Raw genomic sequence first — 17,505 nt, 5'->3', positions numbered from 1 at the left:
GAGGCGCTTTTGTAGCACGCCACCTTTTTCTTTTACCTGCGTAATCAGCCGTAAACAGGCCCCAATATGAAGAGAATACTATCTATCCTTTTCTTCTCTTCTCTCTCAACTTACGCGCTGGCGCAGCAACAGCCCCAATTCAGTCACTACGGCTTCAATGGGATGTATCTGAACCCGGCGTATGCGGGTATTAAAGGGCAAGGCGAAATCACAGCGCTGGGCCGCTCCCAGTATTTTGGCTACGATGCCACCTTCGACGCGGGCGGGTCTCCTCAAACCTATTCTCTAACAGCCTCTTTGCCTGTAGCGGCAATTGGAGGAGGACTGGGAATTGGTGTCTACAGAGACAAGATTGCGCAGCTTACTACTACCAATGCGCAACTGTCCTATTCCAAGCATATAAAAATAGGGGAAGGTAGACTAGGTATCGGGGTACAAGGAGTATTCAACAATATCTACCAAGGAACCTATCGTCCGGTTGACCAAGGAGATATTAAAGTACCACAAGAGGGGGCGGACCGCAAAATTGATTTGGGAGTAGGAGCTTGGTACGAATCAGAAAAGCTATATGCTGGTCTGAGCGTGAACAATCTGTTGCGTTCGGACTACAAGTTTAATAGCGCCGTAGCAGGTGGAAAAACTGCCGAGTACATCAACGAAAACCACGCATACCTCACGGCCGGGTGTAATATTGAAGCCTCTTCCTCCGTTGTAGTTACCCCTACGGTACTGATGAAGATGGTGCTTCCCGGTAAGTTCGGAGACGACAATAAGTTTTCCTTTAAGAATAACTCCTATGAGGCTGGCGTTCGGGCAACGTTCAATGACCGTTTCTGGGGAGGTATTGGTTACCGCTATGATGAGTCATTTACTGCTTTAGGTGGCCTGAGTTTTGCTAAAGACAATGCCATGCGAGTGGGATTGGCTTACGACCTGATTGCATTTAACCAGGATGCGAGGGCGCTAAGCTCATTCGAAATTATGCTCTCTTATCGTCTGCCGAAGCCTGGACTAACAGTCCGCCCAGCAGTCCGCACACCACGTTACAGCTTCTAGAAAGACGACTTTCGGTATTAGGAACCTTTGTTGTACTCTTGCTGTCCTCACCCCATTGCAAAACATAGTTTAACTCCCTGCTAACCATTGTTTAACTGGCCGTAAGGTTAGTTCGCAGACAAATGGAATGCATTGAGCGATAGGCTTGCGTACGAACGTATCATTCGTTAGCTTTGCCAGCTCGAAAAATTGTAATCTTTGGATATCGCCGCCTCGACCGTCTTTTTCTTTCTCACATGAACAAGTTTCTCTTATTGCCTCTCGTCGCTTTTTCGACGCTTATTTTGGGGGGCTGTGGTTTTGGCCAAGGACCGCAAGGTGATCTGGTTGGGGCAGAGGACCGTCCGGAATTTAACCCCCAGGAGGTACCGTTCGGCATGGTGCCTTGCCCCGGTGGAACGTTCCACATGGGCCAGACCGACCAGGATATCTCGGCTTCTATGGTTAACATGAACAAGCAGGTGACTATTGCCGGCTTCTACATGGATGAAACGGAAATCACCAATAACGAATACCGTCAGTTCATGAATGCCATTCGGCAGGATTCAATTGACGTGTTGGGCGAGGAGTATGTAATGACGGAACTCTACCCTGATACGACGGTATGGGTGCGCGACTTCACCTACCACATGGGGGACCCTCTCATGGAGTATTACTATACTCACCCAGCCTTCGACGATTACCCAGTAGTAGGAGTAGACTGGTTTGCTGCTAAATATTTCTGCAACTGGCGCACCAAAAACAAGAATGCCGCCAACGCTGAAGCTGGCTTAGCTCCTACGCCCAACTTCCGTTTGCCCTCCGAGGCTGAATGGGAGTACGCTGCTCGCGGCGGCCGCGACTTGGCCACCTACCCTTGGGGTGGTCCTTACTTGCGCAATTCCAAAGGTTGCATGCTGGCTAACTTCAAGCCCGGCCGCGGTGACTACGCTTCGGATGGTTATGCTTACACTTCACCAGTTGGCGCTTTCTTCCCCAACGACTTCGGCCTGTATGATATGTCGGGCAACGTAGCTGAGTGGTGCGACGATGCCTATATGGAAGCTTCGGTGCCAGTGGTGTGGGATATGAACCCTACCAACCCCGATGATAACGAGCCCCGCAAAGTGGTGCGTGGTGGTTCTTGGAAGGACATTGCATACTTCCTCGAAACGGGTACTCGCAATTTTGAATATCAAGATTCTGCCCGCTCTTATATCGGTTTCCGCACTGCCATGATTCAGATTGGCATGGGTACAAACGAAAGCATGAACTAGTAGCCAACCTTGGCTGCCTACTTAGATACTACCCGCACAACTCTTCCGCGTTCTTAAAAAAACATTACCTCAACAAACTTCTCTTTCAATACCCATTCACATGGCAGCTAAAGGCGGTAACTTCTTCTTTGATTCGGTAATGCCGAAAATTTACGGCATCGGCGCGGCAGTCGTAATTATCGGAGCGTTGTTCAAAATACTTCACTTACCAGGTGCTGACTTGATGCTCATCATCGGTCTTGGTACGGAAGCCGTAATTTTCTTCCTGAGCGCATTCCAGCCTAATCCCAAGGATGTTGACTGGTCTCTGGTATATCCAGAGTTGAGCGAAGGTTATGACCCTTCCACCAATAGCAATAAGTTTGTTGAGCAAGGCACGGGTACTGGCTTGACCCGTAAGCTGGACGACATGCTGAAAGATGCAAACGTAACGCCCGAAGCCATTGCCTCGCTGGGCCAAGGTTTGAATCGTTTGAGCACCACTACGCAGCAACTCTCTACGCTCGGCGATGCTACCAGCGCCACGGATGAGTACACTACCAAAGTGCGCACTGCCGCCCAGTCCCTGGAGCGCATCAACGAGGCTTACTCCAATACTGCTACTGCCATGACGGCTATGGCTGATGCTACCAACGATGCCCGTGAGTACCATGTGCAGGTGCAAAATGTAACCAAGAACCTGGGCGCACTGAATGCTGTGTACGAAATGGAGCTACAGGACGCTAACACGCACCTGAAATCCATGAACAAGTTTTATGGAACACTGGCGCAAGCCATGGAAAACCTGACGGAAGCCGGTAAAGAAACTGAGCAGTTCAAGCAGGAAGTAACAGGCCTGACCACCAACCTCAGCTCGCTGAACCGTGTGTACGGTAACATGCTGAACGCTATGCGCGCTACCAACTAAGGTAGCCGCACTGCATAACGTTTCAGATATAAGTTCCACTAGTACTAGAATAGGCAGATACGATGGCGGGAGGTAAGGAAACTCCACGGCAGAAGATGATTGGCATGATGTACTTGGTACTGACTGCTCTTCTGGCTCTAAACGTGAATTCAGCAATATTGCTGAAGTTTAAATTCCTGGATGACGCTCTGTTTGGAGTGAACCAGAAAACGGATAAAAGCAATCAGGATGCTGTAAAAGGCATTGAGAAGGCGGTAGCCGATAACCGCAACCAAGCTCGGGACCGTGCAGTACTGGCTGCTAGTCAGAAAGTGCGGGAGCGGACAGCCCAAATGGTTAGCTCTTTGCGCGACATGCGCGACCAGCTGATGAAGGCTTCCAAGAATACCCCGGAGAAATTCGAGAATCTGGAAGCTACCGAAGCAGTTGCCAACCTGATGCTGGGTAGCGCCGGCAACAAGAAAGGTTTGGGCTACAAGTTGCAGAACGACCTCAACCAGTACGCAACTGATCTGCAGACCTTGGTGCCCGGTGTAACCGTTCCAAAACTGGCACTGGATGCTAAGGAGGACCCAGCTGTAACGGCTGAACAGAAAACCAAAGACTTTGCTCAATTGAACTTTGAGCAAACCCCGGTTGCTGCTGCTCTGGCAGTTCTTTCCCAGAAAGAAACGGAAGTACTGAAGTATGAGTCAGATGCGTTGAACCGGCTGGCTCAGCAGGTTGGTGCCTCGAATATCGTATTTGACAAAATTGGCGCTTTCGCTAGCGCTGAGTCGAACACGGTAGCTGCTGGTACTAAATACAAAGCAGAACTGTTCCTGACTGCTTCGGCTTCAGGCCTGAACCCCACTATGACGCTCAACGGTTCACCGCTCCGAGTGGATCCAGCTACCGGTAAAGGCAAAATTGAGTTTACGGCAAAACCAGGTGGTTTCGACCAGGCTGGTAACGCTAAAGCGTCTTGGACTGGTACCATCCGCTTTAAGCAGAACGGTCGTGACACATTGTTCACTGTTAAGACGCCGTACACCATTACCAAACCGGTAATGCAGATTCAGTCGGCTTCGGTGCAGGCGCTGTACTTCAAGTGCGGCAACAAGCTGAGCGTGCAGGTGCCCGCACTGGGTGCCCAGTATGACCCTAGCTTCTCCGCTTCCGGTGCTTCTACCATCAAAGGCTCGGCCAAGGGTGAAGTAACGCTAGTGCCTAACTCCCGCGAGGTAACGTTGAACGTGAGCAGCAACGGTAACGCCATCGGCTCACAGGTATTCCAGGTTCGTCAGATTCCCAAGCCCGACATTCAGTGCTGGGTTGGTGGCCGTCCGGCTAACGAGAAGCAAGGTACTCCCATCACAGCAGTTCGGAACATGAATCTGAAAGCTGTACCAGATGCCAGCTTTGCCAGCTTCCTGCCAGAGGATGCCCGTTTCCGGGTATCGAGCTACCAGATTACGCTGGTACGCGGTAAGCGTCCTGCTATTCCTACGCGCACCATCAACGGTCCTAATGCTGACCTGACCGATGTTGTAAACTCGGCTCGTGAAGGTGACCGTTTGTATGTTGAAGTGAAAGGTGTACAGCGCCAGAACTTCCAAGGCAACGTGGAGGACGTAAATGTTTCCAAGCAGTTCAATATTCCGCTGCTGTAAGCGTTAGAGGCTCTGAACTATCTGTTGCGCTTTTTTGATTACTCAGGTATGAACAAATTCCTCTCCTTCGCCGCTCTGACGGCCGGCCTGACGCTGTCGGTGGCAGCCTCGGCTCAGGAACAAGCTACCACCGCGAGCAGCAATGGCTCGTACCGTCCAATTCCGAATTCGGATATCATGTTCCGGAAGACGATTTGGCGGGCGGTTGATCTGCGCGAGAAGCAGAATAAGCCCATGTTTGCAGAAGGCAAGGAAATTAGCCGCGTAATCATTGAGGCCGTACGCCGTGGCGAACTGCAAGCGTATCGTAATGACTCGCTGACCTCCACAATTTCCTCCAAGGAAATGCTTAGCAATATGTCCATTGCTGAAGCCAGTGCAGGTTTGAGTGATGAAGAGCGTGCTGCAGGCTTCACGGAAGACACCGGTGATGATTGGGGTGCGCCCAAGAAGAAAGGTGCTAAGTCTACTGCCAAAGCTGCGCCGGCTGCTCCGATGAGCTATGAGGTTCGTCCTAAGGACCTGTATCAAATGGAAATTAAGGAGGATATGATCTTCGACAAGAAACGGTCGAGAATGTATCACGACATCAAGTCTATCGGGTTGTTGTTGCCTTCTACCTTATCTTCCAATACATCGGGCATCGAAAAACCAATAGGCTTCTTCAAATACAGCGACTTAGTGCGGGTGTTCCGGGCTAATCCAGATAAAGCCATTTGGTTTAACCCTCAAAACGATGCTCAGCACAAGAACCTGGCAGATGCCTTCGAACTGTGGCTGTTCAACTCCTACATCGTGAAGGTGTCGAACCCTAATGATTCTCGCCTTGATGAAATTTACGGTGGCCAGCAGCAAGGTATTCTAGCCTCGCAGCAAGCAGCCGCAGACTTGATTGAGTACGAGTACAATCTGTGGTCTTTCTAAATCCACAGATTCAGCTTTTACATGAAAAAGAGCCCCCACAGTAAGAAGGGGGCTCTTTTGCGTTATGCGTGCGTAATACCGTTATATAGCTTCTTGTTGACTGAAATAGTCCAGTAAAATGCGCGCTTTGGCCTTGCCGACTTCGGTAATAAGCTCCGCCTCCGTTAACTCCTTTATTTTTTTGACCGACTTGAACTTGGTCAAGAGCTTGTCGGCCGTAACAGGACCTAGGCCCTTCACTTCGGTTAACTCAGTTTTGAGCGTTGCAGCGTCGCGGCGGGAGCGGTGGAAGGTAATACCGAAGCGGTGCACCTCGTCGCGCATGCGCTGGATAAGGCGGAGCGTTTCGCTTTTCTTGTCGATGTAGAGCGGTAGCGGGTCGTTGGGTACGTAGATTTCCTCCAGGCGCTTAGCAATGCCAATGACCGGAATCTGTCCCCAGAGGTTGAGGTCTTTCAAAGCCTTCACGGCCATGCTGAGCTGGCCTTTGCCACCATCCACGATAACAAGCTGAGGGAGGCTGGCACCTTCGTCCACGAGGCGGCGGTAGCGGCGCGTGACTACTTCGTACATCGAGTCGAAGTCGTTGGGGCCAACCACGGTTTTGATGTGGTAGTGGCGGTAATCCTTTTTGCTGGGCTTCGCATTGCGGAAACATACCATGGCCGACACCGGATTGTCGCCTTGGAAGTTGGAGTTATCGAAGCACTCAATGTGCTTGGGCAGTTCCGTGAGGCGCAAATCCTTCTTCATGGTTTCCATGATGCGCACCTCGTTCAGGTCCTTGCTCCGGTCGTTCATGCTTTCCTTTTCCTTACGCAGGTACAGCACATTTTTCAGACCCAACTCAATAAGCTTACGCTTGTCCCCAATCTGAGGCTGGGTAATGCTGACGCCGGGCAGGGGCAGGTTAGGCACGGGCACATTGGTCAGGATTTCCCGGGATTCACTCGCAAACTCCTGCCGCATCTGCATGATGAGGGGGGCCAGGATTTCGTCGTCGGGCTCATCCAGCTTCTTCTGCACCTCCACCGACTGCGTGAGGACAATACTGCCGTTCATCACCTTGAGGTAGCTGATAAAGCCCGACTTCTCATTAGAGGCAATGCTGAACACGTCAATGTTGGTGAGGTTGGCATTGACGATGGTGCTCTTGGCCTGGAACTCGTCCAGCTTGTCCAGCTTAAGCTTGAACTGGTGGGCCAGCTCGTACTGCTGCTCCTGGGCTGCCTGCGTCATCCGCTCCCGGAAATACTGCTTAGGTAGGCGCAGGTCTCCGTTGAGAATCTGCCGGATCTGCTGGATATATTGGTTGTAGGTTTCCTCGTCTTGGTGGCCTTCGCAGGGGCCTTTGCAGTTGCCCAGGTGATACTCCAGGCACACCTTGAACTTGCCGGCCTCGATGTTCTGGGGCGAGAGGTTGTAGGTGCAGGTGCGCAGCGGATATAGTGCCCGGATCAGCTCCAGCAGCAGGTTCATGCCCGTTACGTTGGCGTAGGGGCCGTAATAGTGGCCCTGGCCCGGAATCTTGTTGCGGGTAGGAATCAGGCGGGGAAAACGCTCATTGGTAAGCAGCAGGTAGGGGTAGGTCTTGCCGTCCTTGAGCAGGATGTTGTATTTGGGCTGGTGCTGCTTAATCAGGTTGTTTTCCAGCAGAAATGCATCCGATTCGGAGTCCACGATGGTAAACTCGATGCGGCGGATGTTCTTGACCAGTTGCTGGGTTTTCTTGTTGTGGTCCTGCTTGGTGAAGTAGCTGCTCACGCGCTTGCGCAGGTCAATGGCCTTGCCCACGTAAATAATGGTTTCCTCCTCCCCGAAGTACTTGTACACGCCCGGGCGGTGGGGTAGCTGGCGGATTTGGTCTTGTAGTTCGGGACGGGCGGCCATAAAATCACAGATGTTGCAGATGAAGCCGCTGATGCCGCAGATTCGTGCTGGTGGGCAGGGCTGGAGCTGACGGGTTTCGTGAAAGTACGCAGGGGCTTGGGGCGAAGGTTCGGCTGGCCTATGCAGTACTGTAACTATAACAAAAAAGGTGGCCGGGACGTCCCGGCCACCTTGCGTAAAAATCAGTGGATTCAGCGAAAAATCAGTGTCAGCAATGGGGCCGCATTCCAGACATATGAGGAATAATATGCTGCGCCGCCCTCATCTGCCTCATCCGTTTATCTGCAACATCCGGGATTAAATATCCTCCTCGTTCAAGTCTTCCAGCTCCACCTGGTTAAGCTTCTGCTCGTAGGGAATCGTGTCGCGCTGGCCGGAACCGTTGTAGTAGCGGGAGCAGTCGATTTCAATGCTGAGCGGCTGCGCGGGCTTGGGGAAAGCGCCTTTGTTGATGTCGATGCTCTTATCGGCGTACACTTTCTTCATGAAGATGCCGTAGAGCGGCAGCGCCAGGCGGGAGCCCTGCCCGTAAGCGCCCGTGCGGAAGTGGATGCTCCGGTCTTCGCCGCCCACCCAAGTGCCGCACACCAGATCGGGGGTGAGGCCCATAAACCAGCCGTCGGAGTAGTTGCTGGTGGTGCCGGTTTTGGCGCCCATCTCGTACGGAAACTTGAAGCCGCCTTTCAGAATGATGCTGGTACCGCCCTGTTCCTCAGTAGCGCCGCGCAACATGTAGGTCATCAGGTAAGCAGTTTCCTCGCTTAGCGCCTCACGGGTCTGGGGTACAAATTCGCGCAGCACGTTGCCATTCTTGTCCTCAATGCGCGTGACCATCATCGGAGCTGTCCAGATGCCTTTGTTAACAAAGGTGCTGTATGCGCCGGCCAACTCATAAATGCTCACGTCGGAGGAGCCGAAACCTACGGCCGGTACCGCTTCAATAGGCGAGGTAATGCCCAGACGCTTGGCGTAGCTTACCACCGTTTCGGGGCCTAGTTTCTTGACCAGCCAGGCCGTAATGGAGTTCATGGAGCGGGCCAGGGCCTGACGGAGCGTGAACGTGCGGCCCGAGTAGCTGCCCTCAAAGTTGCGGGGCGTGTAGGCTGGGCGCCCCCGCTCGGCGGGGAAGGTGGTGGCCACGTCGGGGCGCTGGTAGCAGGGCGAGTATCCCTGGTCGATGGCAGCTACGTATACGAAGGGCTTGAAGGTAGAGCCTGGCTGCCGCTTGCCCTGCTTTACGTGGTCGTACTTGATGTATTTAAAATTGATGCCGCCCACCCAGGCCTTCACCTGCCCATTCAGGGGGTTCATGGCCATAAAGCCGGAGTGCAGCAGGCGCTTGTAGTAGGCCAGGGAGTCCATCGGCGACATAGTCACCTCTTTCTCACCCCCGTTCCAGGTGAATACCTTCATCTTGTACTTCTTGTTGAGATAGTACTTGATGGAGTCCTTATTGCCACCAAAACGGGTGTTGAGGGAGCGGTACCGCTCGGTGCGCTGAATGGAGGTGCTCAAGAAGTTAGGAATGATGCGGCCGTTTTCGTCGCGCCAGGGTTGCTGCCCTTTCCACTGCTGATCAAACCACTTCTGCTGCAGTTTCATATGCTCCGCCACCGCCGACTCGGCGTACTTCTGCATGCGCGAGTCGATGGTGGTGTATATTTTCAGGCCGTCGGCATACAGGTCGTGGTCGGTTTCCTTAGCCCACTGCTTAAGCATCTTACTCACTTCCACCCGGAAATAGGGGGCAATACCTTCGTTCTGGTTTTCTACATTATAGCGCAGCACAATGGGCTGGAGAGTATCGGCGCGGAGCTGCTGGGCATCCATGTAGCCGTACTTGGTCATTTGGCGCAGCACCCAGTTGCGGCGGGCTTTGGAGCGCTGGGGGTTGAACTTGGGGCTGAAGCGGGAAGGCGCGTTCAGCACGCCCACCAGTGTAGCCGACTCCGGGCGCGTGAGGTCCCGGGGCTTTTTGCTGAAGAAGGTTTTGGCCGCCGTATTGATGCCAAAGGCGTTGGAGCCGTAGTCGTTGGTGTTCAAATACATGCGCAGGATTTCGCGCTTGGTGTAGCTGCGTTCCAGGCGGGTGGCCAGAATCCACTCCTTGGTTTTGGTGACGAGCATACGCACGCCCGGCACATCGTTCAGAATACCGTCGTTCAAATCCTCGCGGGTGCGGAACAGCACTTTGGCCAGCTGCTGGGTGAGCGTAGAGCCCCCGCCGCCGCTGCCGCCCGTGAGCAGGCCCGCCGCTACTCGGCCCGTGGCCCGGGGGTCGATGCCGGAGTGCTCCTCAAAGCGGGCATCCTCGGTGGCAATCAGCGCATCTACCAAGTGCTGGGGCAGGTCCTCATACTCCGTAGGCGTGCGGTTTTCCCGGAAATATTTGCCCATGAGCACGTTGTCGGCCGAATAGATTTCGGAGGCCAGCTCACTGCGCGGGTTTTCCAGGGTTTTCAGGTTGGGCATGCGCCCGAACAGATTCAGAAAATTGACGCTTACGGCCAATACGTACAGTATCATCCCGCCCACACCAAGCCCAAAAAGAACCCAGAGGCTGCGGGCCCAGCCCGTGAAACGGCCGGAAGAAGTTGGTTTGCGGGAAGAAGCTTTGCTTTTGGCGGGGTAAGCCATTGGGAGCTGAAAGGTGAAACCGAAGAATACGGGAGAGAGTGTGCTTGACGCCTCTGCCCGATTTTTCGACAAAGTTAACGGTAGGTCTGCTGGTAGAAGCGCTGATACTCCTCCAGATTCTGCATTTGGAGCAGCACTGGCAGATTATCAATACTGATTATCACCGTTTGGTAACCCGCGCCGCGTAGCTTGCTTATCGGCGACTGGGGCCCGCGCAGCTTCAGCGCATAATTCTGAGCTAGTTTGGCTCCGGGTAGGGCCTCCATTATCAGCAGTTCCTGCGTAGCACCCAGAGTCTGCTGCCGCACTAACAGGCTGCTCGATTTAAAGTAGCGCGCGTTATAGGTGCCGAGCTGGGTCGGCAAATCCTTCAGAGCCGGGGCATCCTTGGTGAATACCAGAATTACTGCATGCGAAGCCGTTGGGTTTGCTTTGAAGGGCGATGCAGGGACAGCAGGCGGAGCTACGGTTGCCGAAGCTGGCTGCGTAACAGTTGTGGAGCCCGGAGTTGAGCTGGGCGTGGCGGAAACGGGGGGTGATGTACTAGGCTGAGCAGCAGTTCCTGGAGCGGATACAGCCGGAGAGGAAGCAGGGGGCACTGTGGCCTTCACGGGCGCTACCTTTTTTCCTCGGGCCCGGGCTTGCGCGGCCGCCATGCGGGCTGCTTTAGCAGTTTCCTCGGGGGTAGGGGGGGCTGGGGGAGCCACTGGCTCAGCAGTTGCCGGCTGGGTAGGAGCTGTAGTAGTTACGGGAGCACTATCGGCCGGCACTGCAGCTGTTGAGGTTGAAGGTGTACCCACCACGGATGCGGGAGTAGGAGTACTACTAACCGGAGCGGATGCTGGAGGTGAAGCTTTTGGTTGTGCCATAGCTACCACCGGCGACTCATTTTCCTGGTAGTAGATACGCATCCGGTTTTCAACTTCACCGGGCCGGAATACGGATATCGGGGGCTTGTCGGTAGAAAACAGCGCGCCGGTAATCTGGCCTTCGTCGTACTTTTTGTACGTGGTTATCATGGCCACAGCCTGGTTGGCCAAGGGGCTTTCCGGGTAAGCTTTATAGAACTTTTCCACCGCCGCTTTAGCTGCCACGGGCGGCTGCGTGCGGATGGTTAGCAACGTGTTCAGGAAATCAACCTTATCATTCAGGTCATTTTCCGGGTACTGTTTGCGGGTGCGGGCCAGCACAGCCGCTGTTTTTTTGAACTCCTGCTTCTTGTAAAAAGTAAAGGCCGAATCGACCAGGATGGCTACCTGCGCGTTAACTACCGACGTGCGGCGCAAGTATTCAGGGTCGGCTACCAGACGGGCGTAGGACGAGTTGGGGTAGGACTCCCGGAGCCGGGCAGCATAACCTTCGGCCTTGCCCGTGTCGTTCTGCTCCTTGTACAGCAGGTACAGGATATACAGGGTTTCGGGTGTGTGCGGGCCTTTGGGGTAGCGGGTAAGTAGCTTCTCGTAGGTTTCGGCGGCGCGAGCCGGCTCTTTCAACTGTTGGTTATAGATACCGCCCAGCGCGTATAGCGCCTCTTCCGTCTGCGCGTCTGATTGCAGCAGCTGAGTACTCGTCAGCGGCAGGTTTTGGCGGTAAGAGCTTACTAGAGTACGTAACTGCACCGCTGGGTCGAGGGAGGCGCCGGGCTGTTCGGTGCCATTCACAACGGTATTGCTGTTGCCGGCAATGCTAACTGGTACATTGCCCCCACGGGTAGTTACTGCCGAGTTGCTGGCCTGGTTTACCGTCCGCCAGTTGTCCTGCAGCGGACGGTCGCCCCAGCGCCGAATAAAGTCGTTGCGAGCCGTGCTCAGAGCCGTGGGGTTATCAAAGTACCATTTGGCCCCCGTGTTGCCGGCCAGAAAATCCTCTGCACTCACGTTGGGCTGCAGGTCGCGGCTGCTGCTAAGGCCGGTGGCAGTTTGAGCCTGGCCACGCTGGGCTTCCACGGCCTGCCGGGCTGCCAGCAGCTCGGCGGCTTTGCGTTGCCGGTCCAACTCAGCCTGGGCGTAGGTTATCAGGCGGGTGCGAAGGGTAGCCGTATCCAGGCGGGCCAGGGTTTGCAGGCTGTCCTGGGTTTCGATGACGGTGAGCTGCTGCGCAAAATCCTTTAGAATAGCGGCCCGCTCAGCCGTAGCAGCGTAGTCGGGCGCTTCCCGGGGCAGGTTTTGCACGGTGCTGTCGTAATAGGCAGCGGCGAGGCGGTATTTCTGCAGATTTTCGTAATAGATGCGGCCGTCCAGCAAATAAGTGTACGACTTCTGCGCCCGGTTGGTAGCGGGCACGCGGGCCGACTTCTGCAACAGGGCCAGGGCCTCGGGGTAGCGTTGCTGCCGGTATTCCAGCCGCGCCATCTCGTAGTAGATTTTGTCGCGGTACTCTTTGTTCTTCGTGTCCTTCAGCAGCTTGGCAAAGTACTTGTCCAGCCGCGTCCGGTCGTTCTGGTTCAGGTCCGAAACCTGACCCAGCATCAGCTTGCTGTAGAAGTCCAGCTCATAGGGTGGGTTCTTCTTCAGAATCTGGTTGAGCTGGGCGTAGGCCTGCTTGTCATTACCCTGGTTTTGGTACAGCTGCGCCAGAATGTAGCGGGTACGTGACTGTTCGTTCTTCGGCTCGATGTAAGGAATAGCCTTTTCCAAGTTCTCGATGGCGCGGGCCGGTTCCCCTATTTGCAGGAAGTAGTCGGCCCGGGTCAGAAACAGCTCCCGGGCGTTGGCCTCCGAGCCCTGTTCCTTGTCCAGCAAATCGGACACGGCGGCAGCATTTTCCAGCTCCTTCAGGGCCACAAACGTGCGCATTAGCCAAATCAGCGCTTCGTGGCGGGTATTGGAGTCCTTGCTGGTGGTATTTACGTACTTAAAGGTCTTAGCCGCGTCCTCCAACTCTCGCTTGTAGTAGCGCGCTTTGCCAATGAGCAGGTAGCTGTCATCCGTCCAGTCGGAGCCGGGGCGGTGCTGCACTGGCAGAGAGGCTTTCTTAATGATGTCGTCCATGTCGGCCGTGGCGCGGGCCACGGTGGCATCATCCAGGGTAGGGAAGATGGGCAGGACGCGGTTGTAGTCGTTGAGGCGGGCGGCGTTCAGCGTGATTTCGGTGGCCCGCAGCTTCTCCCGCGCCAGAAAGTACGCGTTGTCGCGCGCTACCACGTTATCGTACGCGTGCCCGATTAGTGAGGGGCGCTCCGAGGCACACCCGGCAATGCCAGCTGCCAGCACCACAGTGGCCGAGGAGGCAGAAAGTACGCGTAAAAGCAGAGAAGGTATCGTTGTCAAAGCGGCAGAGAAGCTCAGGACAGAAAAGATGTTGACCGGAAAACGCAGCACTGCGCCCAAATCGTTCGGCGGTGCGCACTTCCCCAACGAAGCAGCGTAGGTAAAAGTACAGGTTTCCCAGCTACCCGTAATCCAAGTACGGGCTGGGGCCGGTTGCTAACCCGCTACCACGTAATTTTGTCGTTCCTACCGCCTTTGGTTTGTCTGCTCATGACTTCGCCTACCCCGCAACCACCCCGCCCCGATCCAGAAAACAACGCCGACCGGATGCGCTCTGTAGCCCGTTACTCCGGCATCGGGGCCCAAATGCTGGCTACCATTGGCCTCAGCACCTGGGCCGGCTACTGGCTTGATGGGCATTTCCAGAACAAAACGCCGTGGTTTACGCTGAGCCTGATGCTGCTGGGCCTGTTTGCGGCCTTATATAACGTCATCCGTTCCGTGTCGAAGGACTCATGAATGGCTATCCGACAACAGTTTCTATTGCGGAACTGGAACAGATTCTGTCTCGCGCCTTAGAATCTCTGAAGCAACAGTATGGCCCGCAAGGGCATATACCGCTTACGCAGGATTTCTACTGGGATATTCCTGCAGACCAGCTTTATGTCGTAGAGGAGGAGCCTTCTGAACTCACCATTGGTCAACTCAGTGAAGACAGTCAGATAGTGAAAGACAGCCATAATGGAGAGCTTCTTCTAGGTTTCGACCTGTTGAAAGCCTCACACTTACTCCGCTACATCAGCCATACTCATCCAACTCTGCCTTGAAGTCCTTCCTGCGTCCCTATCTGCTCTTCTCCCTGCTGCTGGGCTTTATCCTGTACGCTCTGTACAGCCAGTTCGGGCCGCGCTTCGTGCATCCGTTCACGCTGTACACCTTCGGCTTCTTCTTTCTGCTGACGCTGCTCACCTACTGGGTCATTGCCAAGCTCGTGCAGAGCGACGCGCAAAACTTTATGGTCGCCTATATGGGGAGCATGGTTGCACGGTTGCTTTTGTCCCTTACGCTGGTGCTGGTGTACCTTTTTACCGGCGGGCGGCACGAGGGCAGCGGCCGCTGGGCCTTCCTCGGGAGCTTCTTTCTCCTGTATTTTCTGTTTGCCGGGTTTGAAGTGTGGAGCGTTCTGAGTAACTTGCGCCCGTTTTCAAAACCGGGTGAAAATCCAAGATGAAGGTTTTGTGAACCCCACCCCAATCCCCTCTGAATGAAGCGCTTACTTTTAGCACTCTTCTGCTTCCTATCGTTCTCTGTCTACGCTAACGAACCAACAGCTACCACGGAAGAAGCCACCGATAAGGAGGCCTTCAGCCCCGGGGAGATGATTCTGCACCACATCGGTGATTCCCACGAGTGGCACTTTGCCACGCTGGGCAATGAGGAGCACGGCACGCATTTTACTTTGCCCCTGCCCGTAATTGCCTACCGCCCGGCCCACGGCCTGAGCGTATTCTCGTCCTCGCAGCTGGCCGAAGGCAAGGCGTATGAGGGCATGAAGCTGGAGCACGAGCATTTGGTGTCGGAAGATGGCAGCAAAATATACGACTTCTCCATCACCAAGAACGTAGCCTCCCTGATGCTGAGCGCGGCTCTGCTGCTCATCGTGTTTACGGCCGTGGCCCGGGGCTACGCCAAGCGCGGCAGCGGTGCACCCAAAGGCATTCAGTCGTTTTTCGAGCCCATCATCGTGTTCATCCGCGACGAGGTAGCCAAAAAGTCCATCGGCCCGAAGTACGAGCGGTATATGCCCTACCTGCTCACCGTGTTCTTCTTCATCTGGTTCAACAACCTGTTGGGCCTGATGCCCGGCGGCGCCAACCTCACCGGCAACATTGCCGTCACGCTGACCCTGGCCGTGCTAACGCTGCTCATCACCCTGTTCAGCTCCAACAAGAACTACTGGCACCACATCTTCGCTACGCCCGGCGTACCAAAGGCCCTGCTGCCCATCATGATTCCCGTTGAACTCATCGGCATCGTGGTAAAGCCCTTCTCCCTGATGGTGCGTTTGTTCGCCAACATCACGGCCGGCCACATTGTAACGCTGAGCTTTATCTCGCTCATCTTCATTTTCCAGAGCATTTACGTAAGCCCGGTTTCTGTTGCTTTCGGCCTGTTTATTAACGTGCTGGAACTGATGGTAGCCATTCTGCAAGCCTACATCTTCACGCTGTTGACGGCCATGTACATTGGCGGCGCAGTAGAAGAGCACCACGACGCCGACTACCAGATGGGCGGCGGTGATGGTGCCGAGCCGGCTCACGCGCACTAAGCTTTCACCACCCCCTTGATTTTTTTGTTTTTCACTCCCCACAAACCATTTTTTTATGCTTCTTTCTCTGTTGCTGCAACTCGCTAACTCCGTTGGTCTGGCTGTATTTGGTGCCGCTATCGGTGCCGGTCTGGTTGCTCTGGGCGCCGGTCTGGGTATCGGTCGTATTGGTGGTCAGGCTATGGAGGCCATCGGTCGTCAGCCTGAGGCTTCGGGCAAAATCCAAACTGCCATGCTGATCGTAGCCGCCCTGATTGAAGGTCTGGCTCTGTTCGCGGTAGTAGTCTGCCTGCTGATTTCGTTCAACCTGTAGGGTTTGAGATAGTACAAGAGCAGCCCGCTGCGCGCGTCGCTTCAGCGCACGGCGTAGCGGGCTGTCTTGGCTTTTCTGGTACCGTACTGCTTGACCAGTTCAGGCGGAACTTCCGCCTCAGTTGCAGCGGTTAGGGTCACCTATCACTCACACTACCTACTAGTTTTCCAGATGTCAATTGTAACGCCCGAATTAGGCCTTATTTTCTGGCAAATCTTCATCTTCGGCATCGTTCTGTTGCTGTTGCGTGCATTTGCCTGGAAGCCCATCCTGGCCTCGCTGAAAGAGCGGGAAAGCTCCATTGAAGGCGCTCTGCGCATGGCCGACCAGGCCAAGCTGGAGATGCAGGAACTGAAAGCCGGGAACGAAAAACTGCTGGCCGAAGCCCGCATGGAGCGTGACCGTATTCTGAAGGAAGCCACCGACGTTTCGAACCAGCTCATTGAGCAGGCCAAAAACAAGGCTACGGAAGAAGGCAGCCGCATGATCATGCAGGCCCGCGAAGCCATCCAGAACGAGAAAAACTCGGCCCTGGCTGAGGTGAAAAACACCGCCGCCAAGCTCTCCATTGATATTGCTGAGCGCATTCTGCGCCGTGAGTTGGCCGACCAGCCCGCCCAGCAGCAACTCGTGGACTCGTATCTGCAAGAAGTGAAATTGAACTAGTCCGTTGGGGGTTGTCAGTTTTCAGTTGTCAGTTGTCAGTAATTCGCTGGCACCAACAGCTAAAAACTGACAACTGACAACTAACAACTGACAACTACATCAATGTCTGAACTACGAGTTGCCTCCCGTTACGCGAAGTCGTTGCTGGATTTGGCGGAGGAGCGCGGGACGCTGGAGCAGGTAAAGCAGGACATGGACTTGTTCACGAAAGTGCTGGACGAGAACCGTGAGCTGCGCTTGTTGCTGCGCAACCCTATTGTGAAGCACGATAAGAAACTGGCTATTCTGAACGCAGTGTTCACCGGCAAGGTATCGGACCTCACGAGCAAGTTCTTCACCATCATCACGCAGAAGAACCGTGAAAGCGCACTGGAGTTTATTGGCACCGAGTTTCAGCGCCAGTACAACCAACTGCGTGGCATGCAGCTAGCCGAGGTAACCACGGCGGCTCCGCTGGATGCGCCTACCCGCCTGCAAGTCGTTCAGCTGGTACGCCAGCAAACCGGCCAGCAGGATGTTACCCTGACCGAGAAAGTTGATCCGGCGCTGATTGGCGGCTTCGTGCTGCGCATCGGCGACAAGCTGATTGATGACTCGGTAAGCTACCGGTTGCGCAAGCTGCGCACCGAATTCTCAAAGAACCCCTACCACTCTTTAGTATAACCC

The 17,505-nt window shown here is 54.7% G+C and carries 15 protein-coding genes; 12 read left to right on the top strand and 3 right to left on the bottom strand.

The window, feature by feature from the left end:
• Positions 1 to 66: 66 nt before the first annotated feature.
• From ROI90_RS11330 to porN, 5 genes are all read left to right on the top strand, one after another.
• Positions 67 to 1,056 carry a PorP/SprF family type IX secretion system membrane protein gene (locus ROI90_RS11330; protein WP_315998455.1) on the top strand — a complete coding sequence of 330 codons (990 nt, stop codon included), beginning with the start codon at positions 67 to 69 and terminating at the stop codon, positions 1,054 to 1,056.
• A gap of 236 nt (positions 1,057 to 1,292) precedes the next feature.
• Complete coding sequence (porK, locus tag ROI90_RS11325) at positions 1,293 to 2,312, top strand: T9SS ring complex lipoprotein PorK/GldK (RefSeq protein ID WP_315998454.1); 1,020 nt, start codon at positions 1,293 to 1,295, stop codon at positions 2,310 to 2,312.
• A gap of 139 nt (positions 2,313 to 2,451) precedes the next feature.
• Positions 2,452 to 3,219 (top strand): type IX secretion system motor protein PorL/GldL, encoded by a 768-nt coding sequence (porL, locus tag ROI90_RS11320; protein ID WP_315998453.1) that lies wholly within the window; start codon positions 2,452 to 2,454, stop codon positions 3,217 to 3,219.
• A gap of 62 nt (positions 3,220 to 3,281) precedes the next feature.
• Positions 3,282 to 4,871 carry a type IX secretion system motor protein PorM/GldM gene (porM, locus tag ROI90_RS11315; RefSeq protein WP_315998452.1) on the top strand — a complete coding sequence of 530 codons (1,590 nt, stop codon included), beginning with the start codon at positions 3,282 to 3,284 and terminating at the stop codon, positions 4,869 to 4,871.
• 48 nt (positions 4,872 to 4,919) lie between these two features.
• Positions 4,920 to 5,795: a type IX secretion system ring subunit PorN/GldN gene (gene porN, locus ROI90_RS11310; protein WP_315998451.1), complete on the top strand. Its 876-nt coding sequence runs from the start codon at positions 4,920 to 4,922 to the stop codon at positions 5,793 to 5,795.
• An 81-nt stretch (positions 5,796 to 5,876) separates the two neighbouring features.
• On the opposite strand, the gene uvrC is transcribed toward porN, so the two are convergent.
• The 3 genes from uvrC to porW form a co-directional block, all read right to left on the bottom strand.
• Positions 5,877 to 7,685, bottom strand: a complete 1,809-nt coding sequence (gene uvrC / locus ROI90_RS11305; RefSeq protein WP_315998450.1) for an excinuclease ABC subunit UvrC — start codon at positions 7,683 to 7,685, stop codon at positions 5,877 to 5,879.
• Between the two features lie 297 nt (positions 7,686 to 7,982).
• Entirely contained in the window at positions 7,983 to 10,322 is a 2,340-nt protein-coding gene (locus ROI90_RS11300) for a transglycosylase domain-containing protein (RefSeq protein WP_315998449.1), read from the bottom strand.
• 74 nt (positions 10,323 to 10,396) lie between these two features.
• A complete protein-coding gene (gene porW / locus ROI90_RS11295) occupies positions 10,397 to 13,591 on the bottom strand; it encodes a type IX secretion system periplasmic lipoprotein PorW/SprE (protein ID WP_315998448.1) in 3,195 nt (1,064 codons plus the stop codon).
• Positions 13,592 to 13,801: 210 nt separating this feature from the next.
• On the opposite strand from porW, the gene ROI90_RS11290 reads away from it, so the two are divergent.
• The 7 genes from ROI90_RS11290 to atpH all read left to right on the top strand — a co-directional run bounded on the left by ROI90_RS11290 (position 13,802) and on the right by atpH (position 17,502).
• Entirely contained in the window at positions 13,802 to 14,050 is a 249-nt protein-coding gene (locus tag ROI90_RS11290) for an AtpZ/AtpI family protein (RefSeq protein WP_315998447.1), read from the top strand.
• Complete coding sequence (locus ROI90_RS11285) at positions 14,047 to 14,358, top strand: hypothetical protein (RefSeq protein WP_315998446.1); 312 nt, start codon at positions 14,047 to 14,049, stop codon at positions 14,356 to 14,358. The genes ROI90_RS11290 and ROI90_RS11285 overlap by 4 nt, the downstream gene beginning before the upstream one ends.
• The gene (locus tag ROI90_RS11280) at positions 14,355 to 14,762 is read left to right on the top strand and encodes a hypothetical protein (protein WP_315998445.1); all 408 of its coding nucleotides are present in this window, start codon (positions 14,355 to 14,357) and stop codon (positions 14,760 to 14,762) included. The genes ROI90_RS11285 and ROI90_RS11280 overlap by 4 nt, the downstream gene beginning before the upstream one ends.
• A gap of 33 nt (positions 14,763 to 14,795) precedes the next feature.
• On the top strand, positions 14,796 to 15,860 hold the full coding sequence (atpB, locus tag ROI90_RS11275) for a F0F1 ATP synthase subunit A (protein ID WP_315998444.1): 1,065 nt from the start codon (positions 14,796 to 14,798) through the stop codon (positions 15,858 to 15,860).
• 55 nt (positions 15,861 to 15,915) lie between these two features.
• Positions 15,916 to 16,173, top strand: a complete 258-nt coding sequence (gene atpE / locus ROI90_RS11270; RefSeq protein WP_125432155.1) for an ATP synthase F0 subunit C — start codon at positions 15,916 to 15,918, stop codon at positions 16,171 to 16,173.
• Between the two features lie 171 nt (positions 16,174 to 16,344).
• Complete coding sequence (locus tag ROI90_RS11265) at positions 16,345 to 16,839, top strand: F0F1 ATP synthase subunit B (RefSeq protein WP_125432153.1); 495 nt, start codon at positions 16,345 to 16,347, stop codon at positions 16,837 to 16,839.
• A gap of 102 nt (positions 16,840 to 16,941) precedes the next feature.
• The gene (gene atpH, locus ROI90_RS11260) at positions 16,942 to 17,502 is read left to right on the top strand and encodes an ATP synthase F1 subunit delta (RefSeq protein ID WP_315998443.1); all 561 of its coding nucleotides are present in this window, start codon (positions 16,942 to 16,944) and stop codon (positions 17,500 to 17,502) included.
• Positions 17,503 to 17,505: the final 3 nt, after the last annotated feature.

The sequence above is a fragment of the Hymenobacter endophyticus genome (assembly GCF_032464715.1).
GTDB lineage: Bacteria > Bacteroidota > Bacteroidia > Cytophagales > Hymenobacteraceae > Hymenobacter > Hymenobacter endophyticus.
Note: the sequence above shows the minus strand (reverse complement) of the source record. Positions and strands in the feature narration are given on the sequence as shown.